Here is a 17,487-nt window from a genome sequence, read left to right as displayed (position 1 = left end):
GACGAGGGATGGCGATCTTGGCGTCGCTTTGTCTTCGCCGCTGCCCGACGTTTCTTGTGGTGCCCGAAATTCAAACTCCCGGATCAACGTCAGGATGACGAAAGCGAACCTGCAGCGCAAGCGCAGTTTGGTTGGGTCGCGCTGGCGCCCTGTTCAATGCTGCGCTGCGAACGCGGCCTCCATGGCCTTTCGAATCGTCACCGTCTCGTTGCCGGGATCGAATTCGACGTCGCTCCAGCGCACCACTGCGCCATGGGCGACGTCATGCTTCAGCTTGACGCGATGTGCGAGGCCGATCGGCAGCGCGCCGGCCTTCAGGCTCGCGGTCGCCGGTACCAGCTTGCCCCACACGGTGTAGCCGCCTTCGCCATCCAGCATCTCGCCGGCGCGCAGATTGCGCTTGGCCACGGCGGCGACGTCGCCGCGGAAGCCCATGGCCTGGCCGGTCGGTTCGCTCCGCAGCGCGGCCGACAGCACCGAGATGTTCAGCTCGAGGCCGATCAGATGATAGGGCTTGTACATCGCCGCGAACCGCCCGCTGGCGTCGGTCTTCAGGCCATATTGCCTGAAGCAATCGGCGGCGTAGTCGTTCGGTGCTTCCAGAACGACATAGACGCCCCAGCGCAGGTCGCGAAATACCGGCCGGCCGTCGCGCTCGAGCGAGGACACGACCTCCACCACGCCCGACCGCTCCAGCACGCCGCCGCGCGCGCGCGGCCGCATGATGTGCGGCAGATCGTCGACGCCGCAGGGCGGAAACAGCAGGCCATCCGCGGGCACGTCGAGGGCGCAGGCATTGGCGATCGCAGCCATCTCGATCGCCGATTTGGTGCCGTCGAGGAAGGAGTTGAACATCTGCGGATTCATCCCGGCCGACTGCGCTTCGCCGGCGGTCAGGCCGTAATGCTGCCAGACGCCATCGGGCGTCACGTCGTGATAGGCCGGCAGGTACTTTGTCCCTTTGCCGGCGGCAACCACGCGAAAGCCGGTGGCACGCGCCCAGTCGACCATCTCCGCCGTCAGCGCCGGCTGATCGCCATAGGCGAGCGAATAGACCACGCCGGCCTTGCGGGCTTCGTCGGCGAGGAGGGGGCCCGCCAGCACGTCGGCCTCGACATTGACCATCACGATATGCTTGCCCGCAGCGATCGCCGCGCGCGCGTGCCGGATGCCCACGGCGGGATTGCCGGTCGCCTCCACCACCACGTCCATCGCCCCGCCGGCGATGGCGCGCGCGCCGTCATCGGTGAAGGTGGTCGCCGCGATGCGCGCTGCGTCCCAGCCGACGGTGCGGCAGGCCTCGCGGGCGCGGTCGCGGTCGATGTCGACGATGATGGGCACCTCCAGCCCCGGCGTGTGCGGCACCTGTGCGAGGAACATCGAGCCGAATTTCCCGGCGCCGATCAGCGCGACACGGACGGGTTTGCCGGCGGCGGCGCGGGCCTGGAGGAGGCGGAAGAGGTTCATTGGAATCTTTCCGGTGATACAGAAATTCGTGAGACGCCTGTCTCTATCGGCTCGTCATGGCCGGGCTTGACCCGGCCATCCACGTCTTACTTCCAGCGATCGCGTCCAGACGTGGATGCCCGGGTCAAGCCCGGGCATGACGACTGAGATTATTGCATGAGAGCGTCCTACTCCGCCGCCTGCCGCGGCGCACGGGCAAGGCGCAGCAGCGCGTCGTCGTCCACCGTCTTGATCGGCGCAAAATCGCGATGGGCGATGTACTCCGGCCGCGTCGGTGTGCGGATGTAGTTCGAGACCGCGTTCAGCGTCAGGTAGACGATCTTGCGCGGATAGGGCGTGATGTTGCCGCTCGACCCATGCACGAGGTTGCCGTGGAACATCAGCATGCCGCCTCCCTTGCCGGTCGGCGCCACGATGCCGCCCTGCTTGACGAGGCGCGTCACGGTGTCCTCGTCCAGCGTCCAAAGCGGGTAGGACGTGGTGGCGAGATCATGCGAGGCTTCGAGGTCGCCGGCGTTCTGGCTGCGCGGCACCAGCATCAGGGGACCGTTGATCGGCATCACCTCGTCGAGGAAGATCGCGATGTTCATCGCGCGCGGCTCCGGCATGCCGTCGTCGCGCTTCCAGGTGCCGTAATCCTGGTGCCATTGCCAGACGTCGCCGGTGAAGGCCGATTTCGCGTTGATCTTGAACTGGTGCATGTAGACCGGCTCGCCGAAGAGCTGCTCGACTGGCTCGATCATGCGCGGATGCGCGCCCAGGATGCGGAACGCCTCGTTGTAGAGATGCGCGGCAAAGGCCGTGCGCGGCGCGCCGCTCTTCTCGCGCCAGACTTCGGGCCGGTTGGCGTCGTAGATGGCGACAGCCTCCCGCGCCAGGAGATCGACCTCCTCCTGGCTGAACAATTCGGGCAGGAACAGCCAGCCCTCGCGGTGGAAGAACTCCAATTGCTCCTGGGACAGTTTCATGGGTCGTCCTCCTGTTTGATTTTTATTGTTCGTCGTTCCGGGGCGGTCCGCAGGACCGAACCCGGAACCTCGAGATTCCGGGTCTGGTCCTGCGGACCATCCCGGAATGACAGCGCAAATGACTACGCCGCCACCTCCGCCGTCGCCCTCAATCTCTCCTCGGTCATCCGCCCCGCCGTCTGCGCATGCGCCAGCGCCGCGCGCTCGGCCGCCTTCGCCTCACCCGACAGAATGTGCCTGGCAATGGTCGCATGCTCGGCCCAGGCGCTGCCGCGGTAGTCGAGCTCGGACAGCACCGTCGCCATCGAGCGGCGCATATGCGGCCATTGCGGCGCGATCGTCTCCTCGATCACGGGATTGCCGGCGAGCTGGTAGATCGCCCGGTGGAAATCGACGTCGAGCACGATGAGCTCGGCGAGCGTCGTGTTGCGGTCGATCCCGCGACCGGCGGCAAGTGCTGCCTCCAGCCGCGCGCGTCCGGCTGCATCAGCGCCTGCGCGCTCCGCGGCGAGCCGCGCGGCGAGCGCATCGATGGCGCCGCGCACCTCGTAGAGCTGGCGGATGCGCGCGGGATCGAGCTGGGTGACTTCAAAGCCGCGCTTGCCGCTCTCGGCGACGAGCCCCTGCCGGTGCAGCAGGTGCAGCGCATGCGACACCGGCTGGCGCGACACGCCGAGCTTGTCGGCGAGTTCGTTCTGCCGGATGCGCTGGCCCGGTTGCAGCGTGCGGTCGGAGATCGCCTCCAGGATCCGGGCATAGACCTGGTCGATCAGGTTCGGGAGCGGGTCGAGAGGGATCACGCCGGCAACTCCGAAACAGTGAAGAGGGAATACGGAATTCCGTATTCGAAGATACAGCGGCGGATCGGGGGCGTCAAGCGTCTCCGGGCTGGTCCCGGTCGCCAATTTCGTGGGCGGCTAAGCTATTGATATTGCTCGAGCCACCTACTGTGCATGGGGTTGTTTCTCGAGAAAAAGGGCGGCCCTATTTCTTCTTGCCCTGCTCGATCAGTATCCGGCTCATCAGGTAGAGCCGCGGCACGATCGAGTTGGTGTCGATGAACTCGTCGCGGGCGTGATAGCCGAAGCCGGCGAGGCCGAAGCTCTCGACCACCACCGCCTTGCCGCTGCGATTGGCATAGCCGGCGTCGGTGGCGCCGCCGGTCATCTCGGCGATATCGAGCTTGCGGTCGATCTCGGCATAGATCGCCTGCCCCTCCTGCGCCAGCGCGCGGCCGCGATCGCTGGAGACGAAGGGCGGACGTCCAGCGATGATCTTCACCGTGGTTTCGGTGTCGGGAACGAGCTTGGTCTTCAGCTTCTCGTCGAGCGCCGCCTGCAGTTTGGCGATGCCGTCGGGAATGGTGAGGCGGATGTCGGCGCCGGCCTCGGCCTTTTCGGGGATCTGATTGCGCACCGTGCCGGCCTGCGCCGTGGTCCAGTTGAGCTGCGTGCCCGGGATCGACTTCGCGACGTCCCGGGTTTGCAGCAGTTGATGCGCGAGCTCGATCAGCGCGTTGCGGCCGAGGTCGGGCGCGGCGCCCGCATGCGAGGCGCGCCCCTTCACCTCCATCCTCGCGGTCGCGGTGCCGCTTGCGCCGAGCAGCAGCCCGTCATTTTTCGCGTGCGGCGAGGCCACCGTCGGTTCGCAGGAGAGCACGACGTCGTGCTGGTCGGCGAGCTCTGCGATGATCTCGCCCGACCCGATCGATCCGACCTCCTCGTCCGGATTGAAGGTTACCGTGAGTGTCGCGTAGTCCTGCCAGCCGGCGTCCTTCAGGATCTTGAGCGCGTGCAGGGCCACGGCGATGCCGCCCTTGTCGTCGGCGATGCCGGGTCCGTAGATGCGGTTGCCGTCGACGCGGTACGGCTCGCTTGCAAGGACGCCGCGCTGATAGACCGTGTCCATATGCGCGATCAGCATCAGCTTGCGGGTGCCGGTGCCCTTGAACGTCGCGATCACCATGTCGGCGCGCGTGCCGGCGGTGGTCTTGCGCCGCTCCGTGGTGGCGCCCAGCGCCTTCAGGCGGCCTTCGGTGAAGTCGGCCATCTTCTTCAGCCCCTCGGCATCGCCGCTGCCGCTCTCGATCATCACCATGTCGCGCAGCGTCTCGATCAGCGGTGCCTTCTCCTGCTCGGCGGCTGCCTTGATCTTCTCGTCGGCGGCGGCGAACGCGGATGTGGCGCTGGCGGCAAGGCCGAGCAGGGACAGGGCGAACAGCGGAGTGAGGCGGGATTTCATCGGAGCATCCTTTCGCGTCTCGCGCGCGGGCGCGCGCGATTGGCGAAAAGCCTAGCATCGGGCGAAGCCCGTTGCCACCTAGCGCCCGAGCACCTCCACTTCCAGCGTCGCGATCCGCTCCGCATTGGCCAGCGCTTCGATTTCCGCGATCCGGTCGCCGTTGAACGTGACACGCAGTGCGATGCGCAGATGTCCGCCGAGGATGACGGCAACGCCGATCTCGCCGTCGACCAGTGCGGTCCGTGCGGCCTGTGCGCGGCCCTTGTAGAGTTGCGCAACCGCATCGGCGCCGCGGATCTCCGGCAGCGTGCCCAGCCGGACCGCGGCCTGGTCGGCGCGGAACACCACGTCCGGATCGAGCACCGCAAGCAGGCCCTCGAAATTGCCCTCGCGCGAAGCCTTGAGGAAGGCGTCGACGATCCTGCGCTGGCGCGACAGATCCGTCTCCGGCACCGGCGCGCCCTGTACGCGCCGCCGCGCACGGCTGGCAAGCTGGCGCGAGGCATCGACCGAGCGGCCGACGATCGGCGCGATCTCCTCGAAGGGAACGGCGAACATGTCGTGCAGCACGAAGGCCAGCCGTTCCGCCGGCTGCAATGTCTCAAGCACCACCAGCAGCGCCGCGCCGACGGAATCGGCCATCTCCGCCTCGCGCTCCCGCGTCTCGTCGACCGGCTCCGGCACGTGCGGCCCCATCGGCTCCTCCCGCCGCGCCTTCCGCGCGCGCAGCATGTCGAGACAGATGCGCGCGACCACGGTCGTCAACCAGCCGCGCAGGTTCGCGATATCGGACATGTCGTAGCGGCTGACCCGCAGCCAGGCTTCCTGCACGGCGTCATCGACCTCGCCGCGCGAGCCCAGCATGCGGTAGGCGACAGCGCGCAGATGGTCCCTGCTGGCCTCGAACTGCTGGCTGAGAAAATTTTCGGTCATCGGTCACGTTCCCTCATCGGCATCCGTCATCCCCATGACGACACCAGTCCGGCCGATGTGACCGGAACCGTCGAAATTCTCAATGGAGATGAAAATCATGAACGCCCGCATGAATCACCCGGTCATGGTCCTGCCAGAGGCCATGAACGTCCTTCAGTCCCTCGGCAACCTGACCAAGCAGGGCCTGCCGGAAAAGCTCCTGGAACTGGTGCACCTGCGCGCCAGCCAGATCAACGGCTGCAGCGTCTGCGTCGACATGCATCCGAAGGTCGCCCGCAAGCTGGGCGAGACCGATGAGCGCCTGTTCGCCGTCTCCGCCTGGCGCGATGCGCCCTATTTCACCGAGGCCGAGCGCGCCGCGCTGGCGCTGACCGAGGCGGTCACGCGCCTTGCCGACCGCGAGGACCCGGTGCCGGATGCGATGTGGAGCGCGGCCGCCAAGCATTTCGACGAACGCGAGCTGGCCACGCTGATCCTCTCGATCGCAACCATCAATGTCTGGAACCGGCTGAACGCGACGATCAGGATGCCGGTCGGCGTGTGGAAGGTCGCGTGAGGAATGGAAGGAGAGCGCCGACGGCGCTCTCCTTACGCGAGCCTACTCCGCCAAGAACCTGCTCACCACCTCGCCAAACTCCAGCGGGGCCTGTTCGAACATCCAATGGCCGGCGTTCGGGATCACCGCGGTTTCACTGCCCGCGATGTGTTCGGCCAGCACGCGCCAGATCACCGACAGGCTGCCCGTGGTCGCGCCGCCGCCGATCAGCAGCGTCGGCGTCGTGATCGCCTGCGCGTCCGCGCGCGTATAGGGTTTGCGCTGCTCGTTGATCTGGCCGAGGAAGGTGAGCGTGTTGTCTCGCAATTGCTGCTTGGCCGTGGCCGGCACGCGCCGCCAGGAGCCGTCGCCCTCGATGCCTTCGTAGAAGTTCTGGAGCGCGCCCTCGATGTCGCCGGCGCGGATCATCTCGACCGAGCGTATCGTCTTCGCAGCCAGCGGCGGATGCGCGGGCGTGCCCTCGGGCAGCGACAGGTTGGCATCCAGATCGCCGCCGGGCTCGGCCAGCACCAGTTTGCGCAACAGATCCGGTCGCGCCTGCGCCACGCGAAAGGCGATGTGCCCGCCGCGCGAGTGCCCCATCAGATCGACTGGCCCGGGCCTGACCTGCTCGATGAAGGCGATCACGTCGGCGACGTGCTGCGCCATCTTGTAGTCGTCGCCCACGGCGTCCCAGTGCTCGGGAAAGAAATGGCGCAGGCTGACCGAGATCACGCGATGGTTCTTCGTCAGCGGGCCGAGCACCGAATACCAGGTGCGGAAATCCCCGAGTGTGCCGTGCACGCAGACCAGCGGCGGGCCTTTCCCCACTTCGAGATAGGCCATGTCGTAACCGTTGACGTGAAAGGTCTGCATGATCAGCTCGCGAGAAAATCCAGCACGACTTCGGAATATTTCTGCGGCGCCTGCTCGAACATCGGATGGGTCGTGTTCGGGATGACCGCCGTCCTGGAGTAGGGCACATGCGCGGCCAGCGCATGCAGCACTTTCGGCAGCAGGCCCTTGGTCCGCGCACCCAGGATGAACAGCGTCGGCATCTTGATCTGCTCCGCGTCCGCCTTCGAGAATGGCGGGCGATTGTCGCGAACCTGGCCGATCAGCGTCATGGCATTGTCGCGCAGATTCTGCTTCACCATCGCCGGAAGCCGCGCCCAGGCGCCGACGCCCTCCAGCGTGTCGACGAAGACGGCGAGGCCGCCATCGACGTCACCGGCCGCAATCTTCTCCGCGGAGGCCGTAAAGCGCGCCAAGAGCGGCGAGGGGCCGCCGACGTAATCGGGATCGAGGCTCGCATCGAGCTCGCCGCCGGGCTCGGCCAGGATCAGCCGGCGCAACAGGTCGGGGCGCGCCTGCGCCACGCGGAAGCAGATGTGCCCGCCCCGGGAATGGCCCATCAGGTCGACCGGGCCGAGGTCAAGCTTCTCGATGAAGGCGATGACGTCCTCGACATGCTGGCTGATCGAATAGGTGTCGCCGACACCGTCCCATTGCGCCGGAAAGAAGTGGCGCAGGCTGACCGCGATCAGCCGGTGCCGCTGCGTCAGCGGCCCGAGCACGCAGCCCCAGGTGCGGAAGTCGGAGAGCGAGCCGTGCACGCAGACGAGCGGCGGCCTGCCCCTGTCCTGGCCCACGTCGAGATAGGGCATGTCGTAACCATTGACGTGGAGGCTTTGCATTCTGGGCTCGGTCGGGAGTGGAACTCCTGTGCAAGATTCCCGGAAACCGGGTGGATCGCAACTATTTCCAAGCCTAGATTTCGCAGGAAATCAAAGTGGGGGCCTGCAACGAGACGCAAGCCAGGAACCAAGCCATGACCGACCAGCATTTCACCCTGTTCGAGACCAGGATCGGCCTGTGCGCCATCGCATGGGGCCCGCGCGGCATCAACGGCGTGCAGTTGCCGATGGGCGGCGAGCAGAAGATCCGCACCCGTATCCATCAGCGCCATGCCGATGCCACCGAGGCGGAGCCGACCGCCGAGGTGCAGCAGGCGATCGATCGCATCGTCAAACTGCTCGCGGGCGAGCCCGACGACCTCACCGACATCCCGCTCGACCTCGACGGTGTTCCCGAGTTCAACCGCGGCGTCTACGACATCGCCCGCACCATCCCGCCCGGCAAGACCATGACCTATGGCGACATCGCCAAGCGGCTCGGCGGCGTCGAGCTGTCGCGCGATGTCGGCCAGGCGCTCGGCCGCAACCCGTGCCCGATCGTGGTGCCCTGCCATCGCGTGCTCGCGGCCGGCAACAAGCCCGGCGGCTTCTCGGCGAATGGCGGCGTGGTGACGAAGCTGAAGATGCTCGAGATCGAAGGCGCACTGGTGAACCACACGCCGAGCTTGTTCGATTGAGGTGGCCGCGCTGAAGCTTGCCCAGCGTCATGGCCGGGCTTGACCCGGCCATCCACGTCTTCCTTCGCGTTACAAAGAACGTGGATGCCCGGGACAAGCCCGGGCATGACGGTGTTCGGAGCGGCTACCGCGCCGCTAAATCTTCGCCGCCGTCTTCGGCCAGTATCTGTCGCGCAGATGGCGCTTCACCAGCTTGCCGGTCGGCGTGCGCGGCAGCTCGGCTTCGAAATCGATCGAGCGTGGACACTTGATGGCGGAAAGGCGGGTCTTGCAATAGGCGATCAGGTCGGCCTCGAGCGTCTTGCCGGCGCGCGTCATGTCGTGCGGCTGCACCACCGCCTTCACCTCCTCGCCCATCTCCTCGTTCGGCACGCCGAACACGGCGACGTCGGCGACTTCGGGATGGGTGATGAGCACGTCCTCGGTCTCCTGCGGGTAGATGTTCACCCCGCCGGAGATGATCATGTAGGACTTGCGGTCGGTGAGGAACAGGAAGCCGTCCTTGTCGAGATAGCCGACGTCGCCGAGCGTCGACCAGCCTTTCGCGTTGTAGGCCTTTTTCGTCTTCTCGGGATCGTTGTGGTAGGTGAAGGCCGGTGCATCGGCGAAATAGACGGTGCCGATCTCGCCAACCGGCTGCTCCTGGTCGTTCTCGTCCAGAATCTTGATCTTGCCGACCACGGCGCGGCCGACGCTGCCGCGATGCTCCAGCCATTCTTTCGAATTGCAGACGGTGACGCCGTTGCCTTCCGAGCCGGCGTAATACTCGATCAGGATCGGTCCCCACCATTCGATCATCTTGGCCTTGACGTCGACGGGGCAGGGGGCGGCGGCGTGGATTGCGCCCTTCAGCGTCGAGACGTCGTATTTGGCGCGGACGTCATCGGGCAGCTTCAGCATGCGCACGAACATGGTCGGTACGAGCTGCGATTGCGTGACCTTGTACTGTTCGACCAGCTTCAGGAAGTCTTCGGCGTCAAAGTGCTCCATGATGATGGAGGTGCCGCCGAGCACGATCGCCATCATGTTGAAGCGCAGAGGAGCCGCATGATAGAGCGGCGCCGGAGACAGGTAGATTGTGTCGGCGTTAATGCCGCACATGTTGGCGCAGAGCACGCGCAGGAATGCGTTCGGCTCGTCGATCGGCTTGCCCTCGAACGCCTTCTTGACGCCTTTCGGCCGGCCGGTGGTCCCCGATGAATACAGCATGTCGTAGCCGGCGACCTCGTCGGCGATTGGCGTTACCGGCTGCGCGGCTGCTTCCTTGTCGTAGGAGCGGAAGCCGGGCAGCGGCTCGTCCATCATGTAGAAGATCGGCTCGCCAGCGCCGCCCTTGATCAGGCCCTTGATCTGGTCGGCGCATTTCGGCGTGGTGATGACGACCTTGGCGCCGCAATCTCCGATGATGTAGTCGATCTCGTCCTGCTTCAGATAGCGGCTGATCGCGGTGTAATAGAGCCCGCTGCGCTGCGCCGCCCAGCAGATCTCCATGAGCGCCAGGCGATTCTCCATCAGGAGCGCGATGTGGTCGCCGGCCTTCAGGCCGAGCGAGCGGAACAGTTGCGCGCCCTGGTTCGAAAGCTCATCGAGCTCGCGATAGGTGATCGCCTTGCCGGTGCCGGCCATCTGGTAGGCGATCTTGTTCGGCGTGGTCTTCGCGTAAATGGACGGGTGGGTCATGGCGTTTCCTCGAAACGCGAATGGCGAGTAGCGAGTGGCGAATAGGATAAAGGGCACGCTGCTCTTCGCCTACTCACCATTCGCTATTCGCCACTCACTACTCGCTTCTGTCTTTCCTACAGCCGCTCCACGATCGTCACGTTGGCCATGCCGCCGCCTTCGCACATGGTCTGAAGACCGTAGCGCTTGCCGCGCTGGTGCAGGGCGTGGACCAGCGTCGTCATCAGCTTGGTGCCGGAGCCGCCGAGGGGATGGCCGAGCGCAATGGCGCCGCCATTGACGTTGAGGCGCGCCGGATCGGCGCCGGTGGTCTTGAGCCAGGCGGTCGGCACCGAGGCGAAGGCCTCGTTGACCTCGAACAGGTCGATGTCGCCGATCTTCATGCCGGCCTTCTCCAGCGCGCGCTTGGTGGCGTGCAGCGGCGCATCCAGCATGATGACGGGATCGCCGCCCGTCATGGTCATGTGGTGGACGCGTGCGAGCGGCTTGACGCCGAGCTGCTTCAGGCCGCGCTCGTTCACCACCATCACGCCGGAGGCGCCGTCGCAGATCTGGCTGGCGCTCGCCGCGGTGAGCTTGCCGTTCTCGGCGATCAGCTTGACGCCCTTGATGCCCTCGATCGTGGCGTCGAAGCGGATGCCCTCGTCGATGTGATGGGTGTCCTTGCTGCCGTCGGCGCGGGTGATCTCGAGCGGCACGATCTCTTTCTTGAAGTGGCCCGCTTGCGTTGCGGCGATCGCGCGCTGATGGCTGTTGTAGGAGTATTCGTCGAGCTCATCCTTGGAGAGGCCGTACTTCTCGGCCATCATCTCCGCGCCGGTGAACTGGCTGAACACGATGTTCGGATATTTGTGCTCGATGCCCGGGCTCTTGTAATTGCCGAAGCCGTTCTTGGCCGGCAGCTGTGACGACAGGCCCATCGGCACCCGCGTCATCGATTCCACGCCGGCCGCGATGACCACATCCATCGCGCCGGACATCACGGCCTGGGCCGCAAAGTGCAGCGCCTGCTGCGAGGAGCCGCACTGGCGATCGATCGAGGTGCCCGGCACGCTCTCCGGCAGTTTCGAGGCCATCACCGCGTTGCGGGCGACGTTGTTGGACTGCTCGCCGACCTGCATCACGCAGCCCATGATCACGTCCTCGACCTGCGCGGGATCGACCTTGGTACGATCGACCAGCTCGTCCAGCACCTTGGCGGCGAGATCGGCCGGATGCCAGCCGGCGAGGCGGCCCCCCTTGCGTCCGCCTGCGGTGCGCGCAGCGGCGACGATGTAAGCCTCGGCCATGTCGGTTCTCCCTGGATTGTTTTGAATGGTTGGTTGTCTGGGGCGGATTAAAGGGGTGCGCAGTGATTTAGTCAATCGATCAATTAACTCTTGTGATGAGGCGCTGCTTGGGCTTATCTGCGCGCCACACGAGGCATGTTCAGGGATCTCTGTGGCTACCAGCGTACCGACCAAGCTCCCCAGCGGGAAGAATTCCACGGCAGAGAAATTGCTCGTGGCCGCCAGCGAGCTGATGATCGAACGCTCCTCGATCGAGATCTCGCTCTCCGACATCGCGCAGAAGTCCGGCGCCAATGCCGCGCTGGTCAAATATCACTTCGGCAACAAGGACGGCCTGCTGCTGGCGCTGCTCGAGCGCAACGCGGCGACCGAGCTCTCCAATCTCGAATATCTGCTGGCGCAGCCGATCACGCCGACGGCGAAGCTGAAGCTGCATATCGGCGGCATCATCCGTGCCTATTACCGGTTCCCCTATATGAACCGGCTGATCCACTATCTCCTGCATGAGACCAAGCCGGAATGCGCTGATGCGGTCTCGAAGTTCTTCGTAGCGCCGCTGCTCGACTTCCACCGCCGCCTGCTCGCGGAGGGCGTCAACCGCGGCGAATTCCGCGCCACCGATCCGGTGCTGTTCTACACCAGCCTGATCGGCGCCTGCGATCACCTGTTCTTCGGCCGGCACGCGATGTCTCGCGCGACCGGCGTCGGCCCGGTCACCGACGAAGTCTGCCGGCAATACATCAAGCACATGGAAACGCTGATCTGCGGCGGCATATTGAACGAGGCGAATGGCGAATGGGGAGTGGCGAATGGGTGATCCGGTCGGTCCGCCTTCACCCATTCGCCACTCCCCATTCGCCATTCGCAACCCAAAGAAACAAACAAACGCCCAAGGAGAGGTTCTAAGATGCAGTTGAAAGACGTAGCCGTTCTCATCACCGGCGGTGGCTCGGGTCTCGGTGCCGCGACCGCCCGCGCCATGGCCGCCAAGGGCGCCAAAATCGGCGTGATCGACCAGAGCAAGGAGAACGCCGAGAAGGTCGCCGCCGAAGTGAAGGGCGTCGCGCTGCATGCCGACGTCACCAGCGAGGAGCAGATCAAGGCGGCGATCGCGAAGGCGGAAGCGGCGCACGGTGTCGCGCGGGTGCTGATGAACTGCGCCGGCATCGGCGGCTCGCAGCGCATCGTCGGCCGCGACGGCGTCTATCCCTTGGAAAAGTTCGCACGCATCATCAACGTCAATTTGATCGGCACTTTCAACTGCCTGCGGCTGTTCGCCGAGCGCCTGGTCACGATCGAGCCCGTCGGTGAAGAGCGCGGCGTCATCGTCAACACCGCGTCGGTCGCCGCTTACGAAGGCCAGATCGGCCAGATCGCCTATTCGGCGTCGAAGGGCGGCGTCGTCGGCCTCACGCTGCCGGCCGCGCGCGATCTCGCCAGCCAGAAGATCCGCGTCAACACCATCGCGCCCGGCCTGTTCTTCACGCCGCTGCTGATGGGCCTCAACGAGGAGGCCCGCAAGAGCCTCGGCGCGCAAGTGCCGCATCCCTCGCGCCTCGGCGACGCCAACGAATACGGCATGCTCGCGGTGCACATCGTCGAGAACCCGATGCTCAACGGCGAGACCATCCGCCTCGACGGTGCCATCCGCATGGCGCCGCGGTAGGCTCTTCGTCCCTTCTCCCCTTGCGGGAGAAGGTGGCATAGGCGGCCTTCGGCCGCCGTTCTTAAGAACGCCGAAGCGAAGCTTCGGCTATGGCGCCGGATGAGGGGTTCTATCCACGATCTCATCTGTGGAGGCAGACCCCTCACCCAAGCGAACTCGTGGCTACCGACGTGCATGCCCTCTCCCACAAGGGGAGAGGGCGCAATAACCGCCAATCAAAGAGCGGATGCAGGAGCGCCCCATGTCCCAACCGCTGCTGATCGAGCATGACGACGGCGTCGACCGGGTGACGCTCAATCGTCCCGAACACCTCAACGCGCTCGATCCGGCGCTGATCGATGCGCTCAATACTTACTTCCAGGGCCTGCAGCGCAACCGAGATGCGCGTGTCGTGGTGCTGAAGGGGGCGGGCAAGAACTTTTGCGCTGGCCTCGACCTCAAGGCGGCGATGGCGCGCCGCGCCGGGCAGCAGGAGCCGCCGGGCGTAACCGAGTCGCTCGACTCGCAGCGGCGGATTGCCGACATCGTGATGCTGATGCGGCGCTGCCCGCAGCCGATCCTTTCGCTGGTGCAGGGTGCGGCCGCCGGCGGCGGCTTTGCGCTGGCGCTCGCCTCCGACATCCGCATCGCGACGAAATCGGCGCGGATGAACTGCGCCTTCATCAAGCTCGGTCTCGGCGGCTGCGATATCGGCACCAGCTATTTCCTGCCGCGCCTCGTCGGCGTGTCGGTGGCGTCCGAGCTGATCCTCACCGGACGTTTCATCGGCGCCGAACGCGCGCTTGCGGTCGGACTCGTCTCCGAGGTCGTCGACGACGATAAGCTCGACCAGGCGGCCGAACCTTATGTCGAGGCGATGATGACGGCCTCGCCCGTGGGGCTGCGGCTGTCAAAAGAATGCCTCAACATGAGCGTCGATGCGGGATCGCTGGAAGCGGCGATTGCGATGGAGGACCGCAACCAGGTCCTGTGCAGCCGCTCCGAGGAATTTTCGGAGGGCATCAGGGCCTTCCTTGAGAAGCGAAAGCCTGTCTATATCAAGCGCTGAACGAGAACGATCCGCAAAGGACGATAATTCCGGGAGACGCAAAATGAGTGGAAGCGCGGCGGCGGTGATGACGAAGCCCGCCTTTCGTAAGGTCGAATGGCTCGCGCGCGACATCGACGTCGAGCGTCGCGGCGACGGCGCGGTGGTGCTGAAGTCGCGCATTCCGCTTCAGGCCTACGAGACGCACATCCCGGCCTCGCTGGCGAAATGGGCGAGGGAAGCGCCCGAGCGCACCTGGCTGGCGCAGCGCGGCGGACCCAATCGCGAATGGCGCAAGGTGTCCTACGGCGAAGCCAAGCGCACCGTGGATGCGCTGACGCAGGCGCTGCTGAACCTCAAGCTCGACGGCCGGCCCGTCACCATCCTCTCCGGCAATTCGATCGAGCACGCGCTGATGACGCAGGCCGCGATGCAGGCGCGCGTCCCGGCGGCTCCCGTGTCGCCGGCCTACTCGCTGATGAGCCACGATCACGTCAAGCTGAAATACCTGTTCGATCTGGTCAGGCCGGCCGTGGTGATGGTGCAGGACGGCCCGACCTTCGAGAAAGCGTTGAAGGCGCTCGACCTCACCGGCGTCACCGTCGTTCACGTCGCGCGGCCCTGCGACGGCATCAAGAGCGTCAGCTTTGCCGAGCTTGCCGCGACGCCCGTGACCAAGGATGTTGACGCCTCGATCGCAAACATCACGCCGCAGACCGTCGGCAAGCTACTCTTCACCTCCGGCTCGACCGGCATGCCCAAGGCCGTCATCAACACGCAGGAGATGATGTGCGCCAATGCGGCGATGATGATGCAGGTGCGGCCGCGCGATCCGGGCGGCCCGATCTCGACCATGCTGGACTGGATGCCCTGGAACCACACCATGGGCGGCAATGCCGCGTTCCACCCGATCCTGGTCGACGGCGGCACGCTCTATATCGACGACGGAAGGCCGATGCCTGGCCAGTTCGAGGAGACGCTGCGCAATCTGCACGAGATCTCGCCGACCTACTACGCCAACGTGCCGGCCGGCTATGCCGCACTCGCGGCAGCGATGGAGAAGGACGACGTGCTCTGCCGCTCGTTCTTCAAGAACTTGTCGATCATGGCCTATGGCGGTGCGCGGCTGCCTGATGATCTCTACGACCGCATGCAGGCGCTCGCGGTGAAGACCACCGGCGAACGCATCGTGTTCTACACCGGCTGGGGCTCGACCGAGACGGCGCCGACCTCGACCGGCACCTATTGGGACACCGAGCGCGTTGGCCTGATCGGCCTGCCGTTCCCCGGGGTCGAATTGAAGATGGTGCCGTGCGGCTCGAAGTACGAGCTGCGCCTGCGCGGCGTCAACGTCACGCCCGGCTATTTCGGCCAGCCTGATCTCACGAAGAAGATGTTCGACGAGGAAGGGTTCTACTGCATCGGCGATGCCGGCATCTTCGTCGACGATGCCGATCCCGTTCAGGGCATCATTTTCGCCGGCCGCGTGGTGGAAGACTTCAAGCTCACCACCGGCACGTTCGTGCATGTCGGCTCGCTCCGCACCGATGCGATCGCGGCAGCGACGCCCGTGGTGCATGACGCGCTGGTCGCGGGACAGGATCGCGCCTTCATCGGGCTACTCGCATGGCCGAACCTGCACGCCTGCTGCCAGCTCGTCGGCAACCCCGATCTGAGCTTTGCGGATGCGATGAAGCATCCGGAGGTGATCGCCTGCTTCAGGCGCGGGCTGGAGACGCACAACAGGGAGTGCGAGGGCGCCAGCAGCCGCATCATCGCGCGCGCCATGCTGATGGTCGAGCCGCCCTCGATCGACGGCAACGAGCTCACCGACAAGGGCTACATCAACCAGCGCGCCGGCCTCGAACGTCGAGCGGCGTTGGTGGAGCGGCTCTATGCGGAGCGGCCGGATGAGGATGTGATCGTGCTGCGATGAATGCGCAACTTTCTCACCTCGTCATTCCGGGGCGCGACGAAGTCGCGAGCCCGGAATCCATAACCACCAGTCGGGGTTATGGATTCCGGGCCTGGCCCTTCGGGCCATCCCGGAATGACGGCGCAAATGAATGACGACGAAATAACAAAGGTAGCCCGCCATGAACTTCGATTTCTCCGACGACCAGAAACAGCTCCGCGACCAGGCGCGCAAATTCCTCGCCGAGAAGTGCTCGCCCAAGGCGGTGCGTGTCGTGCTCGACGGCAAGGCGACCTATGACAAGGAGCTCTGGAAGGGCCTCGCCGAGATGGGCTTTCTCGGCGTCGCGATCCCGGAAGAGTACGGCGGTGCGGGTGCCGGCCATCTTGAGCTCTGCGTGATCGCGGAGGAGATGGGCCGGGCCAACGCGCCGGTGCCGTTCTCCTCGACCGTGTATCTTGCCGCCGAAGCGCTGCTGATTGCAGGCAGCGATGCGCAGAAGAAAAAGTGGCTGCCGGCGATCGCCTCGGGCGAGGCGATCGGGACGCTGGCGCTGTTCGAGGGCAAGGGCAATCCGTCGCCAAAGAACGTCAAGCTCACGGCGGTGAATGGCGTGCTCAACGGCGTCAAGAAGCCGGTCGCCGATGGCACCATCGCCGACTTCGCGGTGGTTGCCGCGCGCACGGGATCGAGCGGACGCGAGAATGACATCTCGCTGTTCCTGGTCGACCTCAGGGCTGGTGGTGTCGAGATCAAGAGCCTCACCAATCTCGACCCGACCCGCGGGCAGGCCGAGATCAGTTTTAGGGATTGCAGGGTCGAGCCGCTGGGGGCTGCCGGCGAAGGCTGGAGCATTTTGACAGCGGTGCTCGACCGCGCCGCGGTGCTCTGCGCCTTCGAGCAGGTCGGTGGCGCCGACCGCGCGCTGGAGATGGGCCGCGACTACGCGCTCGACCGCATCGCCTTCGGCCGCCAGATCGGTTCGTTCCAGGCGGTCAAGCACATGCTCGCGGACATGTACGTCTCGGCGACGCTGGCGCGCTCCAACAGCTATTACGGCGCCTGGGCGCTCTCGACCAATGCGGCCGAATTGCCGGAGGCCGCGGCCGCCGCGCGCATCAGCGCGACGCAGGCGTTCCAGCACTGCGCCAAGAACAACATCCAGGTTCACGGCGGCATGGGTTTCACCTGGGAGTTCGACTGCCACATGTACTACCGCCGCGCCAACGCGATGGCGCTCGGCCTCGGCAGCCTGTCCTATTGGGAGGATCAGCTGATCGACCGCATGCGGAAGAAGAACGCGGCGTGATGTTATTCCGGGACGCCGCGAAGCGGCGAATCTCGATTTTGAGTCGGTAACCTCTGGATTCCGGGTTCGATGCTCCGCATCGC

General features: G+C 65.5%; 16 protein-coding genes. 7 read left to right on the top strand and 9 right to left on the bottom strand.

Going from position 1 to position 17,487, the window contains the following annotated elements:
* Positions 1 to 153 precede the first annotated feature (153 nt).
* The 5 genes from GPL20_RS06640 to GPL20_RS06620 form a co-directional block, all read right to left on the bottom strand.
* Positions 154 to 1,467, bottom strand: coding sequence for an NAD(P)H-dependent oxidoreductase (locus GPL20_RS06640; RefSeq protein WP_157328791.1), 1,314 nt, complete (start codon positions 1,465 to 1,467; stop codon positions 154 to 156).
* Positions 1,468 to 1,634: 167 nt separating this feature from the next.
* A complete protein-coding gene (locus GPL20_RS06635; RefSeq protein WP_157328790.1) occupies positions 1,635 to 2,435 on the bottom strand; it encodes a phytanoyl-CoA dioxygenase family protein in 801 nt (266 codons plus the stop codon).
* Between the two features lie 122 nt (positions 2,436 to 2,557).
* A complete protein-coding gene (locus tag GPL20_RS06630) occupies positions 2,558 to 3,235 on the bottom strand; it encodes a GntR family transcriptional regulator (protein ID WP_254125261.1) in 678 nt (225 codons plus the stop codon).
* Positions 3,236 to 3,419: 184 nt separating this feature from the next.
* A complete protein-coding gene (locus GPL20_RS06625) occupies positions 3,420 to 4,676 on the bottom strand; it encodes a M20/M25/M40 family metallo-hydrolase (protein ID WP_157328789.1) in 1,257 nt (418 codons plus the stop codon).
* Between the two features lie 78 nt (positions 4,677 to 4,754).
* Positions 4,755 to 5,609: a sigma-70 family RNA polymerase sigma factor gene (locus tag GPL20_RS06620; protein ID WP_157328788.1), complete on the bottom strand. Its 855-nt coding sequence runs from the start codon at positions 5,607 to 5,609 to the stop codon at positions 4,755 to 4,757.
* 97 nt (positions 5,610 to 5,706) lie between these two features.
* On the opposite strand from GPL20_RS06620, the gene GPL20_RS06615 reads away from it, so the two are divergent.
* Positions 5,707 to 6,165, top strand: coding sequence for a carboxymuconolactone decarboxylase family protein (locus tag GPL20_RS06615; protein ID WP_157328787.1), 459 nt, complete (start codon positions 5,707 to 5,709; stop codon positions 6,163 to 6,165).
* 42 nt (positions 6,166 to 6,207) lie between these two features.
* On the opposite strand, the gene GPL20_RS06610 is transcribed toward GPL20_RS06615, so the two are convergent.
* Entirely contained in the window at positions 6,208 to 7,020 is an 813-nt protein-coding gene (locus tag GPL20_RS06610) for an alpha/beta fold hydrolase (RefSeq protein ID WP_157328786.1), read from the bottom strand.
* A 2-nt stretch (positions 7,021 to 7,022) separates the two neighbouring features.
* The gene (locus GPL20_RS06605) at positions 7,023 to 7,841 is read right to left on the bottom strand and encodes an alpha/beta fold hydrolase (protein ID WP_157328785.1); all 819 of its coding nucleotides are present in this window, start codon (positions 7,839 to 7,841) and stop codon (positions 7,023 to 7,025) included.
* Positions 7,842 to 7,975: 134 nt separating this feature from the next.
* On the opposite strand from GPL20_RS06605, the gene GPL20_RS06600 reads away from it, so the two are divergent.
* Entirely contained in the window at positions 7,976 to 8,518 is a 543-nt protein-coding gene (locus GPL20_RS06600) for a methylated-DNA--[protein]-cysteine S-methyltransferase (protein ID WP_157328784.1), read from the top strand.
* A 135-nt stretch (positions 8,519 to 8,653) separates the two neighbouring features.
* On the opposite strand, the gene GPL20_RS06595 is transcribed toward GPL20_RS06600, so the two are convergent.
* Entirely contained in the window at positions 8,654 to 10,198 is a 1,545-nt protein-coding gene (locus tag GPL20_RS06595) for an acyl-CoA synthetase (RefSeq protein WP_157328783.1), read from the bottom strand.
* 116 nt (positions 10,199 to 10,314) lie between these two features.
* Positions 10,315 to 11,487 (bottom strand): acetyl-CoA C-acetyltransferase, encoded by a 1,173-nt coding sequence (locus GPL20_RS06590; RefSeq protein WP_157328782.1) that lies wholly within the window; start codon positions 11,485 to 11,487, stop codon positions 10,315 to 10,317.
* A 151-nt stretch (positions 11,488 to 11,638) separates the two neighbouring features.
* On the opposite strand from GPL20_RS06590, the gene GPL20_RS06585 reads away from it, so the two are divergent.
* The 5 genes from GPL20_RS06585 to GPL20_RS06565 all read left to right on the top strand — a co-directional run bounded on the left by GPL20_RS06585 (position 11,639) and on the right by GPL20_RS06565 (position 17,404).
* Complete coding sequence (locus tag GPL20_RS06585) at positions 11,639 to 12,304, top strand: TetR family transcriptional regulator (RefSeq protein ID WP_254125259.1); 666 nt, start codon at positions 11,639 to 11,641, stop codon at positions 12,302 to 12,304.
* Positions 12,305 to 12,394: 90 nt separating this feature from the next.
* The gene (locus GPL20_RS06580) at positions 12,395 to 13,153 is read left to right on the top strand and encodes an SDR family NAD(P)-dependent oxidoreductase (protein ID WP_157328780.1); all 759 of its coding nucleotides are present in this window, start codon (positions 12,395 to 12,397) and stop codon (positions 13,151 to 13,153) included.
* A 241-nt stretch (positions 13,154 to 13,394) separates the two neighbouring features.
* Positions 13,395 to 14,201, top strand: a complete 807-nt coding sequence (locus tag GPL20_RS06575) for an enoyl-CoA hydratase/isomerase family protein (protein ID WP_157328779.1) — start codon at positions 13,395 to 13,397, stop codon at positions 14,199 to 14,201.
* Positions 14,202 to 14,244: 43 nt separating this feature from the next.
* Complete coding sequence (locus tag GPL20_RS06570; RefSeq protein ID WP_157328778.1) at positions 14,245 to 16,116, top strand: AMP-binding protein; 1,872 nt, start codon at positions 14,245 to 14,247, stop codon at positions 16,114 to 16,116.
* Between the two features lie 160 nt (positions 16,117 to 16,276).
* Positions 16,277 to 17,404: an acyl-CoA dehydrogenase family protein gene (locus tag GPL20_RS06565; RefSeq protein WP_157328777.1), complete on the top strand. Its 1,128-nt coding sequence runs from the start codon at positions 16,277 to 16,279 to the stop codon at positions 17,402 to 17,404.
* Positions 17,405 to 17,487: the final 83 nt, after the last annotated feature.

Origin of the sequence: Bradyrhizobium cajani (assembly GCF_009759665.1) — a bacterium.
Lineage (GTDB): Bacteria > Pseudomonadota > Alphaproteobacteria > Rhizobiales > Xanthobacteraceae > Bradyrhizobium > Bradyrhizobium cajani.
This window is presented reverse-complemented; position numbering and strand designations above follow the sequence as displayed.